This is a genomic window from Arthrobacter tumbae, from assembly GCF_016907495.1.
Lineage (GTDB): Bacteria > Actinomycetota > Actinomycetes > Actinomycetales > Micrococcaceae > Arthrobacter_D > Arthrobacter_D tumbae.
On record NZ_JAFBCC010000001.1, the window covers coordinates 1684763 to 1698228 of the forward strand.

General features: G+C 65.3%; 16 protein-coding genes. 12 read left to right on the forward strand and 4 right to left on the reverse strand.

Annotated features, from left to right (window positions below):
- The first annotated feature begins 57 nt into the window (after positions 1-57).
- Genes JOD47_RS08075 through JOD47_RS08085 form a run of 3 tightly spaced genes read left to right on the forward strand, consistent with a single transcriptional unit; the run spans position 58 to position 3756 of the window.
- On the forward strand, positions 58-834 hold the full coding sequence (locus JOD47_RS08075; RefSeq protein ID WP_204533448.1) for an electron transfer flavoprotein subunit beta/FixA family protein: 777 nt from the start codon (positions 58-60) through the stop codon (positions 832-834).
- Between the two features lie 9 nt (positions 835-843).
- Entirely contained in the window at positions 844-1830 is a 987-nt protein-coding gene (locus JOD47_RS08080) for an electron transfer flavoprotein subunit alpha/FixB family protein (RefSeq protein WP_204533450.1), read from the forward strand.
- A 3-nt stretch (positions 1831-1833) separates the two neighbouring features.
- Positions 1834-3756, forward strand: a complete 1923-nt coding sequence (locus JOD47_RS08085; RefSeq protein WP_204533452.1) for a cytochrome b/b6 domain-containing protein — start codon at positions 1834-1836, stop codon at positions 3754-3756.
- Positions 3757-3768: 12 nt separating this feature from the next.
- Here the strand turns inward: JOD47_RS08085 and JOD47_RS08090 are convergent, their stop codons facing one another.
- Positions 3769-4857, reverse strand: coding sequence for a GTP pyrophosphokinase (locus JOD47_RS08090; RefSeq protein ID WP_204533454.1), 1089 nt, complete (start codon positions 4855-4857; stop codon positions 3769-3771).
- Between the two features lie 175 nt (positions 4858-5032).
- Between JOD47_RS08090 and JOD47_RS08095 the strand changes: the two genes are divergently transcribed.
- The 9 genes from JOD47_RS08095 to JOD47_RS08135 all read left to right on the forward strand — a co-directional run bounded on the left by JOD47_RS08095 (position 5033) and on the right by JOD47_RS08135 (position 10462).
- On the forward strand, positions 5033-5788 hold the full coding sequence (locus JOD47_RS08095; RefSeq protein WP_204536540.1) for an alpha/beta hydrolase family protein: 756 nt from the start codon (positions 5033-5035) through the stop codon (positions 5786-5788).
- Between the two features lie 55 nt (positions 5789-5843).
- A complete protein-coding gene (locus tag JOD47_RS08100) occupies positions 5844-6278 on the forward strand; it encodes a PGPGW domain-containing protein (RefSeq protein ID WP_204533456.1) in 435 nt (144 codons plus the stop codon).
- A gap of 62 nt (positions 6279-6340) precedes the next feature.
- Positions 6341-7270 (forward strand): carbohydrate kinase family protein, encoded by a 930-nt coding sequence (locus JOD47_RS08105; protein ID WP_204533458.1) that lies wholly within the window; start codon positions 6341-6343, stop codon positions 7268-7270.
- Positions 7267-7794 (forward strand): YbhB/YbcL family Raf kinase inhibitor-like protein, encoded by a 528-nt coding sequence (locus tag JOD47_RS08110; RefSeq protein WP_204533459.1) that lies wholly within the window; start codon positions 7267-7269, stop codon positions 7792-7794. Before JOD47_RS08105 ends, JOD47_RS08110 begins: the two co-directional genes overlap by 4 nt.
- Positions 7795-7821: 27 nt before the next feature.
- A complete protein-coding gene (locus tag JOD47_RS08115; RefSeq protein ID WP_204533461.1) occupies positions 7822-8049 on the forward strand; it encodes a zinc-ribbon domain-containing protein in 228 nt (75 codons plus the stop codon).
- Between the two features lie 67 nt (positions 8050-8116).
- Positions 8117-8923 carry an HAD family hydrolase gene (locus tag JOD47_RS08120; RefSeq protein ID WP_204533463.1) on the forward strand — a complete coding sequence of 269 codons (807 nt, stop codon included), beginning with the start codon at positions 8117-8119 and terminating at the stop codon, positions 8921-8923.
- Between the two features lie 6 nt (positions 8924-8929).
- Complete coding sequence (locus tag JOD47_RS08125) at positions 8930-9703, forward strand: glycerophosphodiester phosphodiesterase family protein (RefSeq protein WP_307836232.1); 774 nt, start codon at positions 8930-8932, stop codon at positions 9701-9703.
- 70 nt (positions 9704-9773) lie between these two features.
- Complete coding sequence (locus tag JOD47_RS08130; protein ID WP_204533465.1) at positions 9774-9992, forward strand: hypothetical protein; 219 nt, start codon at positions 9774-9776, stop codon at positions 9990-9992.
- On the forward strand, positions 9989-10462 hold the full coding sequence (locus JOD47_RS08135; RefSeq protein ID WP_204533467.1) for a MarR family winged helix-turn-helix transcriptional regulator: 474 nt from the start codon (positions 9989-9991) through the stop codon (positions 10460-10462). The genes JOD47_RS08130 and JOD47_RS08135 overlap by 4 nt, the downstream gene beginning before the upstream one ends.
- 5 nt (positions 10463-10467) lie before the next feature.
- On the opposite strand, the gene JOD47_RS17760 is transcribed toward JOD47_RS08135, so the two are convergent.
- The 3 genes from JOD47_RS17760 to JOD47_RS08150 form a co-directional block, all read right to left on the reverse strand.
- Entirely contained in the window at positions 10468-11475 is a 1008-nt protein-coding gene (locus tag JOD47_RS17760; protein ID WP_204533469.1) for a phosphotransferase, read from the reverse strand.
- 36 nt (positions 11476-11511) lie between these two features.
- The gene (locus JOD47_RS08145; RefSeq protein ID WP_204533470.1) at positions 11512-12654 is read right to left on the reverse strand and encodes a thermonuclease family protein; all 1143 of its coding nucleotides are present in this window, start codon (positions 12652-12654) and stop codon (positions 11512-11514) included.
- A gap of 100 nt (positions 12655-12754) precedes the next feature.
- A complete protein-coding gene (locus tag JOD47_RS08150; protein WP_204533471.1) occupies positions 12755-13447 on the reverse strand; it encodes an aspartate/glutamate racemase family protein in 693 nt (230 codons plus the stop codon).
- Positions 13448-13466 lie beyond the last annotated feature (19 nt).

Here is a 13466-nt window from a genome sequence, read left to right on the forward strand (position 1 = left end):
CCTTCACTGAGTTGGTTCAGGTGCTGCGGGGAAATCGTCAGAACCATAGGAGGGTCAATGAGGATCATCGTTCTGATGAAAGAGGTGCCGGACACCTACGGCGAACGCAAGCTCAATCTCGAGACTGGGCTTGCCGAGCGGGGAGCCAGCGAGGCTGTGCTCGATGAAATCGGTGAGCGTGCCCTTGAGCTGGCGCTGACACAGGCGGCTTCACTTGAGGATGCCGAGATCACCGTTGTCTCAATGGCCCCTGAAACAGCGACGGCAACGCTTCGGAAGGCACTCGCCATGGGTGCGGGCAAGCTGGTCCACATCGCAGATGAGAATCTTGTCGGCGCGGATCTCGGTCTTACGGCTGAAGTGCTGGCAGCTGCGATCCGCCGTACCGGCTTTGATCTCGTCATTGCCGGAAACCTCTCCACTGACGGTTACGGCGGGGTGCTTCCCGCTATGATCGCCGAACTGCTCGGCGTGCCGTACGCGAGCGCCCTCACCACCGTTGACATCTCCTCCGATCGGGTGAGCGGAACACGGGAAACCGACGGCGGGGTCATGACGGTCGCAGCCCCGCTGCCAGCGGTCATCTCTATCACCGAACGTTTCCCTGCGGGCCGGTTCCCCAACTTCAAGGGCATCATGGCGGCCAAGAAGAAGCCCGTTGAGACCCTGACGGCCGCCGATCTGGATATTGACCCGGAAGGGCTGGAGACTCCCCGGTCCATCATGCTTGCCGTATCAGAGCGGCCCGCGCGTTCGGCCGGAAGAAAGATCGTGGACGAGGGCGACGCCGGCGAGAAGCTTGCGGAGTTCCTGATTCAGAACCGATTGGCCTAAGGAATGACCATGACGACATTCCCGGAAGACTCCATCCTCGTCCTTGTCGAAACCACGCCGTCGGGAGGGCTGGCCAAGAGCGCAGCCGGACTGCTCGGCGCGGCCTCCCTGGTGGGTACGCCGGTCGCGCTGTTGGTACGCGCGCCTGGGGCAGCGGCCGACGCGACCCAGGACGCGGCCTCCCTCGGAGCGAAGCATGTGCTGACTGCTGAACCAGAGGGGGCTGACTTACTGTTGGCTGTTCCCGCCGTCGATGCACTTGCCGCCGCTGCGAACCTGGTGCGCCCGGACGCCGTTCTGATCTCCAATTCCGTCAACGGCCGGGATGTCGCCGGACGGTTTGCGGCGCGGACGCGCTCCGCGCTTGCCATCGATGCCGTGGGAGTTTCGCGCGATGACGAGGGGATTGTCGCCCACCACTCTGTTTATGGAGGCGCCTACAACGTCGACTGTGCGCCCACCTTCGGTGCGCCGGTGATCACCGTCCGCGAGGGGTCGATCGATGTCCGAGCTGAGCCTGTCAGCCCTGAAATTGCACCGCTCGACGTTCCGCCCTCCGGCGTCCCAACAGCGTCTATCGAGTCGTTCGAGGAGCAGGCGGTGACCTCGACCCGCCCCGAGCTGCGTGGCGCCGCCAAGGTTGTAGCGGGCGGCCGCGGCCTGACCTCACAGGAGCAGTTTGCCCTCGTCGACCAGTTGGCGGACGTGCTCGGCGCTGCTGTCGGCGCATCGCGTGCCGCAGTCGACGCCGGGTGGGTTCCAAACAGCTACCAGGTCGGCCAGACCGGAATCTCCGTCTCGCCGCAGCTGTATGTGGCGCTGGGCGTCTCGGGTGCCATCCAGCACCGGGCAGGCATGCAGACCGCGAAGACGATCGTCGCCATCAACAAGGACCCTGACGCACCGATCTTCGAGATCGCCGATTTCGGAGTCGTCGGTGACCTCTTCGATGTAGTCCCGCAGTTGATCGCGTCGCTTTCGGCGCGGAAGGAGTAAGACATGGCGACGCACGGTCGCACGCTGCGGCGCGGACTGCCCCGGCGGAGCGGTGAGGAAGCCTGGCCGCCGGCGGGCGCCGCGCCCGCTGACCTGCACGACGGCGTCGATTCGGACACTTTCGCGGAGCCTCCCGTGCCGAGCGGCGCCGGCGCCGTTGCTGACGCAACGACGACGGTCTCGCCGGTTGAAGCGACCGTGGCCCCTCCTGCCGAGGTGGCCGCTCCAGCAGTGCAGGCGGAACGTGCGGTCCAGCCGAAACCAGCAGAACAGCCGGCTGCCCGCGGGATCCGGCGCGGTCTTCCCCGCGTTGCCGGAGGAGAACCGTGGCCTCCCGCCGGCAATTCACCGGCAGCAACTCGATCGCATACCGCAGCTCCGGACACGGAAGAGGCCCGAACCGCCCCCGCTTCCGTAGGGGAGTCCATCAAAGAGGCAGAGAAGCCCACAGCGGCAGCCCCTGCCGACCAGCCGCTATCCCCAGCCGCAGTTTCCGATCCTGCCCTCGCAGAGGCGACAGGTTCTGCACCAGCGGCGCCAGTAGCAGCCGGGAACACGCGCCTGCTGCGTCGCGGACTGCCGCGCGTCCCGGGTGGCGAAGCGTGGCCGCCCAAAACCACCGTCGCCGTGGAGCAGGTCACCGCCTCGGAGAGCCCGGTCGCCGCGGAGAACCCAGTCGCCGCAGCGAGCCAACCAGCCAGCAGCGAAGCTCCCCGCAAGGATGCGGAAGTTTCCGCACCGGAGGAGGCTCCAGCTCAGCAGGAGACCGAGGCTCCAGCGCGGGCAGCAATGGAACCGGCGCCCGCCGAGGAGGAGGCGCCGTCGTCGGCCGCTGTAGCAGCCGCTACGCCGGCATCAGCAAGCGCGGCACCAACCAGCGCGGCATCAGCAAGCGCGGCACCAACCAGCGCGGCATCAGCAAGCGCGGCACCGACCAGCGCGGCACCTGCCAGCGGAGCACCAACGCCGGCGACCCGGAAGCCGGCGGTACGCGAAAACCAACCGAAGACTGTGAAGGCGGCGAAGGCCGGCAAGCCACCCGGCCGCGCAACCAAGCTGCTCCTCGGCGCGCTCGGACTCCTGGTGATCGCGCTGGCCGCGGTGTTCTTCACGCGTTGGCTTGTCACGCTCGGCTTCATGCAGGACTTCCTGCAGGCCTACCCGGGTGAAACGCCCCTGCCCGCCGGCACCCAGCAGGGCTTCCCCGCGTGGGTGCAGTGGCAGCACTTCTTCAACTTCTTCCTGATCGTCCTCATCATCCGCTCCGGCCTGCAGGTCCGCAGGGAAACCCGGCCGCCAGGGTACTGGACACCGAAATGGTCCAAGGGCGGTGACGGAAAAATCAGCATCAACCTCTGGTTCCATCAGGCCCTCGATATCCTGTGGCTCCTGAATGGGCTGGTTTTTGTGGTGCTGCTTTTTGTCACCGGTCACTGGGCGCGACTGGTGCCCACCACCTGGGAGGTGTTCCCGAACGCACTGTCGGCTTTCATCCAGTACGTGTCGCTGGACTGGCCGACGGAGAACGGGTGGGTGAACTACAACAGCCTCCAGATGCTCGCGTACTTCGTCACCATTTTCATCGCCGCTCCGTTGGCAGCAATCAGCGGCGCACGGATGTCGGGGATCTGGCCCAAGGACGCCAAGGCGCTGAACAAGGCGTACCCGTTGGAGTGGGCAAGGGCCGTCCACTTCCCGGTGATGCTTTACTTCGTGGTCTTCATCATCGGCCACGTGGCGCTGGTGTTCGCGACCGGCGCACTGCGCAACCTCAACCACATGTATGGCGGTCAGGATGCGGTGAACTGGGCAGGTTTCTGGATCTTCTTCGTGTCGCTGCTGCTGGTCATCGGCGCCTGGATCGCGGCCCGGCCCATTGTGCTGGCACCCATCGCGGGGCTGTTCGGCAGGGTCAGCTCCCGCTGAGCCGTACGGGAGTTACGTACGTGAGCGGAACGTCCGGATCTGGCGGAACCGCCGGACCAGGCTGTCGCGGCGGGATGCCCCGGATTCCGACGACGGATCGGCCGTCAGCTCGATATGCCGCTCGCCGTAGTTCCAGAGCAGGACGTCGTCCAGCAGGCGGTCCGGGCCGGGTGAGTAGCGGTGATCGAGCGCGCGCCGAACCGACGTGATGGTGTCCGCCTGAAGCAGTGAGGCGAGGGCCGTCGTCGTGGTCAGTCCGTGGGCGGCCAGCAGCTCCGCCGCCCAGCGCCAGTCATCATCAGACTTGCGGTCCACGTGCGGCAGCAGTGTCTGCCACACCTCACGGATGCGGTCCGGTGTGAGTTCGACGCCGCCCTCACCCTCCGGTTCCCAGAAGCCGGTGACTTTCTGGTACCGGGAATGCAGGTCGGCGAACGTCGATTCGACGCTCTCCAGCATGGCTGCCGTGGCAGTGAACTGCCGGTCGAAGTAGGGGCTCCACGCCTTCGGATTGAAGGACTTGAACCGGATGTCATGCTCGATCTCCGACCAAGCGTGTGCAAGGACGGTGCGGATCTGCGTCTCGAACAGATAGCTCCCCGAATCGGAACCGAGCAGCTGCTGGTAGGCACGGACGGCGTCGTTCTGGATCGTGCGCAGAATCAGGTGCCGGCTGGAATAGCCGTAGGTGCCGGATTCAATGGAGCCGATGTCTTTCTCGCGGTCACCCCGGCAGTCGAACTCGTTGCGCTGGCGCTTGATCAGGTTGGCGGCGGTATCAACCTCATGCGGAAGCGTGGTGATGACGCGGACGCCCACCAGGTCCGTCAGATTCCGTAGCGGATCGGGGAAGACCAGGCTGGGCGCCGCGTCGCTGTCAACGAGCATCCGGGAGGCCTTGTCCCGGAAAGACTCGATGGTCTTGGTACGCGCCGTGACGAACAACGGCCGGAGTTCAGTGCCGACGAAAATGTTCTCGATCCGCTCGCGCGAATCGGCGGTGACAGCCTCAAGCGCGGGCCGGACGCGCTCATACTCGCGGACACTTTCCTCGACGGCCGGCCGCAGCCTCTCGTCCAACTCATCCCATGCGCTCACCAACCCATCTAAACACCCTGCACTGACAGCGGCTACGCTGTTGAAGGTGACCGGCCTCCCACGACGCGCAATGCTCGGTGGGGCTGCAGCTGCGGCTGCGCTGGGCGCGGCGGCACTCGCCGGCTGCAAACCGAACCCCTTCGCGGCGCCGGAGGACAGGACGACGAGCAAGGAAGCTATGGCACCCCAGCGCTACACCTATGGCAGCGATGCGCAGCAGTTCGCCGAGCTTTACCTCCCGCTGGGGCAACCGCGGCCCGGTGTCGTCGTCATCATTCACGGCGGGTTCTGGCGCAGTCGCTACACCCTCGAACTCGGGGTCCCGCTCGCCGAAGACCTCACCTCCCGCGGATTCGCCTGCTGGAACCTCGAGTACCGTCGCGTCGGCAACGGTGGCGGTTGGCCCCAGACCTTCGAGGATGTCGCAGCGGGAATTGACCTGCTCGCCTCCGCGGCGGAGGAACACACTCTGGACACCAGTACGACGACGGCGCTCGGCCACTCCGCAGGCGGTCACCTTGCGGTGTGGGCAGCCGGGCGGTCCTCGCTGCGGCAGGATGCGCCGGGAGGCGGCATGCCTGCTGTGCCGATCACCGGCGTCGTGAGTCAGTCCGGGGTGCTGAACCTGCAGCGTGCCCACGAAGAGGGGCTTGGCAACGGGGCTGTGCAGGACCTCCTGGGTGAACGCGACGGGGAGAAGTACCGCCTCGCTGATCCCATGACGGCGATTCCGCTCCCGGTGCCGGTGCTGGCCCTGCACGGGGAGGATGATACGACCGTCCCGCTCAGCCAGTCGGAGTCGTATGTCAATGCGGCACTGGCCGCAGGTGGGTCGGCTGAACTGGTGCAGATTCCCGGAGACCACTTCGCGATGATCACCCCCGGGACGGACGCCTGGGCGCAGGTAGTCGCAGCCGTTGAGCGTCTCGGATAACTACGGTGGGGGAACCGTTAATGGGGAATTCAGGGAAGTGTGGGATCCTGCACCAATGAGCGCGCGATCCCGGTTCCACCGGGCTGCCCACCGTACCGGCCTGGAAATTCTCGGCTGGACCCTCGTTGTGCTCGGATTCGCTGCGTTGGTATTGCCCGGCCCGGGCCTCCTGATGCTGGTCGGCGGGCTTGCCGTCCTGTCCCAGCAATATGAGTGGGCCGAACGCAAACTGCATCCCATCAAGAAGCAGGCCTACAAGGCCGCGCGGATCGGTGTAAAGACCTGGCCCCGGATTGCCGTCAGTGCGCTGAGCGCCTTCGGCTTCATGGCGCTGGGGATTTTTTGGATGGTCAAGCCCCCGGCACCGGACTGGTGGCCGCTGGAGGACGAATTGTGGCTGATCGGCGGCTGGGGCACAGGGCTCAGCCTGGTGCTCTCGGCCATCATCGCGCTTACCCTCCTCGTCTACAGCATCCGCCGCTTCCGATAGCGTCTTCGCCGGGATTTGTCCGCGGCCGGGTTCAGCCCGCGCCGGAATGCTAGGTTGAGACGGTGCTCACAGTAATCGGCGAAGCCCTCATCGACGAAGTCCTCAGCGATACCGCGCCTCCGCGAGCGCACGTTGGCGGAAGCCCGCTCAACGTGGCTGTGGGGCTGGCCCGCCTCGGACACTCGGCGCAGTTCCTGGGCCGGTTCGGGGATGACGAGTTCGGCCGCCGCATCCACCAGCACCTTGCCGACAATTCAGTGCTTGCACCGCTGCCGCCGGACTCGCACCCGACCAGCGTGGCGTCAGCGAGACTCGATCCGGCAGGCGGAGCGAACTACACCTTCCAGCTCACCTGGGAACTGCCTGACGTCGCGGGGCACGACAAACTGTTCAACGGAACCACCCTCGTCCATACCGGGTCCATAGCTTCGATGCTGGCTCCCGGCGCACACGATGTGCTGGCCGCGATCCAGCACGCGCGTCCCCTCGCAACCGTCAGCTATGACCCGAACTGCAGGCCGACCATCATCAAGGACGTCGCCTATGCGCGGTCGCAGGCCGAGAAGTTCGTCGCGCTCGCGGATGTGGTCAAGGCATCGGATGAGGACCTCGAGTGGTTGTATCCGGGACAGGACCACCGCGAGTCGGCGCGCCGGTGGCTGGGGCTGGGCCCCGCCGTCGTCGTCGTGACGCGTGGTTCCAAAGGTCCGTGGGCCGTGGTGGACCGCGGGGAATGTGAGGTTCCGGCACCGGCAACCTCCGTGGTGGACACCGTCGGGGCAGGCGACTCCTTCATGGCTGCGTTGCTCAGCGCCCTGGTGGACCGGGAACTGGACGGCGGGCAGCGGCGGAATGAGTTGCGCGCCCTGTCCGTTGAGCAAGTGCAGGGCGTGCTGGCGTTCGCCGCTGCGGCTGCGGCCGTAACCGTGTCACGTGCCGGCGCCAATCCGCCCACCCGAGATGAACTGAGAGCACAAGGAGTGTACGCATGACCCGCGATCCTTACGCAGACCTTCCAGAAGTTCCATCGTTCGAGCTGACAAGCACCGACATCGCCGACAACCAGCCCCTGGACGCGTTGCAGGCGTCGGGTCGGATGGGTGCAGGCGGGCAAGATGTCTCGCCGCAGCTGAGCTGGAGCGGATTCCCGGAGGGAACTCGAAGCTTCGCCGTCACGGTCTATGATCCGGACGCTCCCACCGCCAGCGGATTCTGGCACTGGGCCGTGTTCAACATTCCTGTGGGCACCACGTCGCTGCCTGCCGGCGCCGGTACCGAAGACGGCGCAGGCCTGCCTGCAGGCGCAGTGCAGTTGAAGAACGACGGCGGCTTTCCCGGGTTTGTGGGCGCGGCACCGCCACCTGGACACGGCGCGCACCACTATCACGTGGTGGTGCACGCGGTCGATGTTGAGCAGCTGGAGATCCCGGCAGAGGCCTCGAACGCCTACCTCGGCTTCAATCTCTTCTCCCACACCCTGGGCCGCGCGCGTATCGTGGGCACCTACGAACAATAGGTTGCACATACACGCAGGAGGCCCGGCATGCTGATTCTGTTTGGATTCAGGACCGCGGTGAAGGAACTGTTCCGCAGGCAGGCCGTGTGCCCCAATTGCGGCCAGCATGCTTCCCAGCGGGTTGACGAGCGCTCCTCGAAGTTCACGGTGTTCTTCATCCCGCTCTTCACCACCCGTCGCCGCTACCTGCGGACCTGCGCATACTGCGGCGTCACGGCCGAGCTGTCCAGGAGCGAGAAGAACGCGCTGGCGTAGGCTCACCGGCCCATCGTTCCACGGCTGTTGGGTAGGCTGGATACTCACCCAGGCTAGGAGTTTTCGCATGCGTTTGGTCGCCAGCGACATGGACGGCACCATCGTCGGCCACGACGGCCGGATCTCGGAGCGGACAGTTCGCGCGTTTGAGGCATGCCTTGATGCCGGCATCGAAGTGGTCTTTGTTACCGGACGCCCGCCGCGTTGGCTTCAGCCCCTGCGGGATCTCGGTTTCAAGGGAACCGTCATCTGTTCCAACGGAGCACTGACCTATGACCTCGGACGCGAGGAAGTCCTCGACTCACACCTCCTCGACGGTGAGAGCATCTTCGAGGCCCAGGACATCATCCGGAAGCTCTACCCGGCAGTGCGGTTCGCCGCGGAAACCGTGGACAGCTTCCTCATCGAACCGGGGTTTGCGGATCCGGGCTCCGTCGAGCTGCTCGGTGCCGCCGAGCCGCGGCCGCTTCGTGAGTCGCTCAACGGCTCGGGCGTCATCAAGTTCCTCGCCAGGGAGCGTGACATCACGCCTGACGAATTTCTGCACGGTGTGGGCCCGGCAGTCGAACACCTGGTTGCCACCACACATTCGGCGCCCAGCGTCCCGCTGCTTGAGATGAGCGTTCCCGGGATCAACAAGTCGGTGACGCTTGCCAGGTACGCGGCTCAATTGGGCGTGGACCAGACGGATGTCATTGCCTTCGGTGATATGCCGAACGATATCCAGATGCTGGGCTGGGCGGGCCACGGCTACGCGATGGCCTCCGGTCACCCCGACGCACTGTCAGCGGCAAATCTTCGCGCACCAGCGTTCGACGACGACGGCGTGGCGCAGGTTCTCGAGGAGCGGCTGGCCGCGCTGAAGTCGGCCTGAGCCGCCGTGGCCAAGCCCTACTTCGCATCTGGCGGTCCGCTTGCGCTTTCCCACCGCGGCTTCTCACCGGAGGGCCTTGAGAATACGCTGACCGCGATGGAGGCGGCTCTGGAACTGGGTTTTCGCTATCTGGAGATCGATGTGCGCACCACAAGCGACGGCGTCGTTATGGTTTTCCACGATGAGCGCCTTGAGCGTGTGACGGATGGGGCGGGCCTCCTCGCGGATCACTCCCTGGCGGAGCTGAGTTCCGTACGGATTCGCGGGGTTGAGCCGATTCCCACCCTTGCCGAGGTGCTTGAGCGGTGGCCGGACGCGCGTCTGAACATCGATATCAAGGACGACGCGTCGGTGCAGCCGTTCGTGGACGTGGTTGAGCAGGCGGGCGCGCATGACCGTGTGCTGGTTGCATCCTTCTCCGACCGGCGGCGGCTGAGGGTTCTGCGGCTACTGAGCCGGCCAACGGCGTCGTCAGCCGGAATGGCAGTGAACGCACTCCTCAAGGTGATGTCTCCGTTGGGACTCACCGGGTGGGCCGCGCGGCTGGCACGTGTCGATTGCCTGCAGGTTCCCCGGCACTACCGCGGCCTCCCGGTGGTCACAGCCGGCTTTGTTCGACGCTGCGCTGCTGCAGGGATACCGGTTCATGTGTGGACCATCAATGAGCGGCCGGAGATGGAGGCGCTGCTGGACCTCGGGGTCAGCGGTCTGGTGTCGGACCGGGCGAATCTGTTGGCTGAGGTGATGCGCGGGCGGGGGCACTGGCCGTTAGTTGATTAGTGCCCTAACAATTAGCTCGCTATGCTTGTCTCTTAGGCGACTGCTTGCCCACGGCGAGAGAGGCTCAGGAATGGCGGACAGGAAGTCGTGGTCGCAACGGTTCATGCGGGCTACGGGTAAGTTGAGGATGTTCCTTGGACCTGCGGACCAGGGCGGGCTGGAGGGTCCGGTCAAGTACGCGGACGGCGCTGCGCACCAGCAACGCCAACAGGATCTTCAGCAGTGGGACGTTGTCCGGAACGCTGACGGCACCACGTACCTGGTGAAGCGCGAGGGTGGGGACAAGTGACAGATTCGGCGGTCCGGGAGTCTTCCCGGGAACTGTCCCAGGACAATGACCTGCTCCTGGAGCGGCAGTTGTGCTTCGCCCTGTCGGTTGCCTCACGAAGCGTCATCGGTGCCTACCGGCCTGTGCTGGAGGAGCTAAATCTCACCCATCCGCAGTACCTCGTCATGCTCGCCCTGTGGGAGAGCAGCCCGCGGACCGTCCGTGAAATCAGCGACGCGCTCGCCATGGAACCGGCAACTCTTTCACCGATGCTGAAGCGCCTGGAAGCCAACAAACTTGTCACGCGGGAACGGGTTGTCGGCAATGAGCGCGCCCTCGCAGTCGGGTTGACCGTCGAGGGGCGTTCGTTGCGCGAGCGGGCGCTGTCCGTGCCGGGCACAATGATGGAAAAGCTCGGCTTGTCGCGAGAGCAGGCCGAGGACCTGAACCGGATGATGGGCGAAGTGATCGCCGCGGCGAAGGGCGCCTGAGGGTTCTACAGAACCGGGTCGGTGATCGTCTGCAGATACTGCAGGGCGTGCGGACCGTAGGTGCGCATCGATTCGTCGTCGGCGTGGATCAGCAGCCGAAGCCAGGAGGCATACCTGTTCAGCCGGCCCAGCTGCAGCGCCGGTTCCAGCGCCTTCCGCAGCTCCGGAAGCGGCGCGTAGCCGGTCCACCGCTCAAGGTAGGCGCTGACCACGCGCCGGATGCGGGCGTCGTCGTACCCGGTTTCCCAGTTCTCCTTCATCACGCCAAGGGGAACGTAGAGCGAGCTGAACGGATGCGCCCAGTACGAGTCGCCGAAGTCGAAGAACCGCAGCGGATCCGTGCTTGAGCCCGGGATGAAGGCGTTGTTCGGGTGGAGGTCGTTGTGCTCAAGGGACAGCGGTACACCGAGGGCGTTCAGCTGCGCCGCGGCGCTCTCGATCGCCGGAACGCTGGTGTAGATGCTGTCCGCCTGCTCCGCGTTCAAGTGCAGCGGGTGCTCCTCGGGCAGGCCCGCGTGAAGGAGAAGCTGGTTGCTGACGAAGTTGCCTGCGATCCCCGGATCCAGCGAAGCCAGTCCCGCATCCGTCAACCGTTGCCCGTGCTGAACTGTCCGCTGCTGCAACTCCGCGAAATCGGTCACCACGCGGGCCCACAGCGCGTAGTCCCTCGACGCGAGAGTGGCGAGCGTGGCACCGTGATCCGGGGAGATCAGCCAGCCCCTGGTTGGCTCGATGGCCAGCGGCGTGACAACGTGCTCCGGGGCGATCTCCGCCAGCGCCGCCACAATCGACGCCTCCTGGAACTGCCCCGGATTGTTCTCCTTGAACCAGAGCTTGCCGTGGTCCGTGGGAATGGTCAGCAGCACCGACCAGAAGCGGATCCGCGGCTCGCTCACCGGGCCCGTGTGTTCAATGTTGAAGGTGGCCAGGACCTGCGACACCCAGGACTCCACCTGAGACTTCCAGGCAGCGCTTTTCCACAGCTCGACCGGGTGGGGCGTGGGGGAGTTCACCGGATTATTGTGTCATCCTCGCTGGTCTGACGCGCCTTACGGGCACGGTTTCCAGGTCTTGCCTCCCGGTGCGTAGCAGCGTGGTCCGTTATAGCCGGGATACGGATTCTGCTCGGCCGGCGGAGCTGGGGCCGGAGCCGGTGGGACGTAGGGTGCGGGCGCTGGTGGTACGTAGGGTGCGGGCGCCGGTGGGACATACGGAGCCGGAAGGTTCCGGATCCGCTCAGCTTCGGCCGCAGCCTCTGCCTCGGCGGCTACCCGCGCAGCCTCAGCTTGCGCGGCCGCTGCTGCTGCTTCTTCGGCTACAAGGCGACGTGCTTCGGCTTCGGCTGCTACCCGCTCGGCTTCCCGCTTCGCCGCTTCAGCTGCCTCTCTTGCTGCCTCGTCCTCCGCTGCCTTGAGCCTGGTGGTCTCCTGCTCCAGCGTGGCCAGGGTTGCATGCCCTGCGTCAATCGAGGTCATGAGTTTGGCACTCAGCGCGGCAGTACCTGCGGCTCCCAGGGCAGCCCAACGGATGGAGTCCTCGCCCGCTTCGAGCGCCGCATGGAGTGCTTCGGCCGTCGCCAGAGCAGCTGCCACGGCGGCCGCACCGGCTGCCACCGCGCCGGAGGTGGAGGCAACGGGCTGCTCCACACCGGCCGCCAGCGAATCGACAGCCGCAGTGACTTCTGCGGGAAGGGTGCATTCGGAGTCAACGCTGAATACCCCGAGCTCCGCTTGCTGCGCTTCCTCCTGGGCGGTTCTGACGGCGTCGTAGTACTTCTCATTCGGTTCGAAGATGACCGCTGAACCAAGCCCCCGTCGCGCGATCTCGGCGTTCACCAGAGTGCGATCTTCCAGGAATAGTGCGGCCAGAGTTCTGCCGTACTGATCAACACGTTCGACGTCGAAGTCCAGCCCTACTTCAGTGCCTGCCGGCAGCGTCTCCGCAAGGAAGGCGGTCGCCTCCGGACCGAAGCATTCCACCGCCTTGTCGGGGTGTTTGGTTTCTGGCGTATCGATGTTGAGCAGACGGACTCTCGTGTCGACGTCGGCAATTTTCACAATCACTGTGTCGCCGTCGACAACGCGGACTACCTGACCGGTCGTGGCATCAGCAGATGGGCTGCAGGCTGTGACGGACAGCGCGCCGAGGGCGACGCCAAGCGCGCACCACTTTTTGATAACCGGTGTGAACACGGTTCCCCCATTTTATTCAAGATTCAAGTACGAGTCCTTGAATTGTACGGCCACGGACCAGTCCTGGAATCTCCGGGGTTCACCTGACGCCGATGGATCTTCAGCCGGCCAGGGCAGCGTCCACTGCCGCCTGCGCGTGTATCGACGTCGTCGGGTACAGGGCAATGTCCGCATCATGCTGCGAGATCAGCAGCTCAAGCTCGGTGCAGCCGAGGATCACTCCCTCCGCACCGCGCGACGCAAGCCGGGCGATGATGCGCTGGTATTCCTTCCGGGACTCATTCGAGATGATCCCGAGGCACAGCTCCTCGTAGATGACCCGGTGGACAATCGCGCGGTCGTCGGGGTTGGGAGTAAGCACTTCCAGGCCATGCGCGGCCAGACCGTCACGATAAAAATCCTGCTCCATCGTGAAGGCCGTCCCCAGCAGGCCCACCGTCGTCGTACCAGTTGCCGTGACTGCGCGTGCGGTCTCGTCGATGACGCTGAGGAAAGGTATGCTGACGGCCCGTTCTATGGCAGGGGCCACTTTATGCATGGTGTTGGTGCAGAGCACGAGAAGCTCGGCTCCGCCCCGTTCAAGCTCGACGGCGGCAGCAGCCAGCGCTGCGCCGGCCTCCTCCCACAGGCCCTTGGCCTGGAGCTCTTCGATGGGTGCGAAGTCGACCGATCTGAGGAGACAGTCCGCTGAGTGGAGGCCTCCCAGACGGTCCCGAACCATTTCGTTGATAACGCGGTAGTACTCGGCGGTGCTTTCCCAGCTCATGCCGCCGAGCAGGCCAATACGCAACATGGTCTCATCATGGCAGGCC

Excerpts from the sequence above, each read along its gene's own strand:
- JOD47_RS08085 (WP_204533452.1), top strand. The coding sequence starts at position 1,834 with ATGGCGACGCACGGTCGCACGCTGCGGCGCGGACTGCCCCGGCGGAGC.
- JOD47_RS08130 (WP_204533465.1), top strand. The coding sequence starts at position 9,774 with ATGGCGGACAGGAAGTCGTGGTCGCAACGGTTCATGCGGGCTACGGGT.
- JOD47_RS08150 (WP_204533471.1), bottom strand. The coding sequence starts at position 13,447 with ATGTTGCGTATTGGCCTGCTCGGCGGCATGAGCTGGGAAAGCACCGCC.
- JOD47_RS08080 (WP_204533450.1), top strand. The coding sequence starts at position 844 with ATGACGACATTCCCGGAAGACTCCATCCTCGTCCTTGTCGAAACCACG.
- JOD47_RS08095 (WP_204536540.1), top strand. The coding sequence starts at position 5,033 with ATGGCACCCCAGCGCTACACCTATGGCAGCGATGCGCAGCAGTTCGCC.
- JOD47_RS08075 (WP_204533448.1), top strand. The coding sequence starts at position 58 with ATGAGGATCATCGTTCTGATGAAAGAGGTGCCGGACACCTACGGCGAA.
- JOD47_RS08100 (WP_204533456.1), top strand. The coding sequence starts at position 5,844 with ATGAGCGCGCGATCCCGGTTCCACCGGGCTGCCCACCGTACCGGCCTG.
- JOD47_RS08115 (WP_204533461.1), top strand. The coding sequence starts at position 7,822 with ATGCTGATTCTGTTTGGATTCAGGACCGCGGTGAAGGAACTGTTCCGC.
- JOD47_RS08120 (WP_204533463.1), top strand. The coding sequence starts at position 8,117 with ATGCGTTTGGTCGCCAGCGACATGGACGGCACCATCGTCGGCCACGAC.
- JOD47_RS08110 (WP_204533459.1), top strand. The coding sequence starts at position 7,267 with ATGACCCGCGATCCTTACGCAGACCTTCCAGAAGTTCCATCGTTCGAG.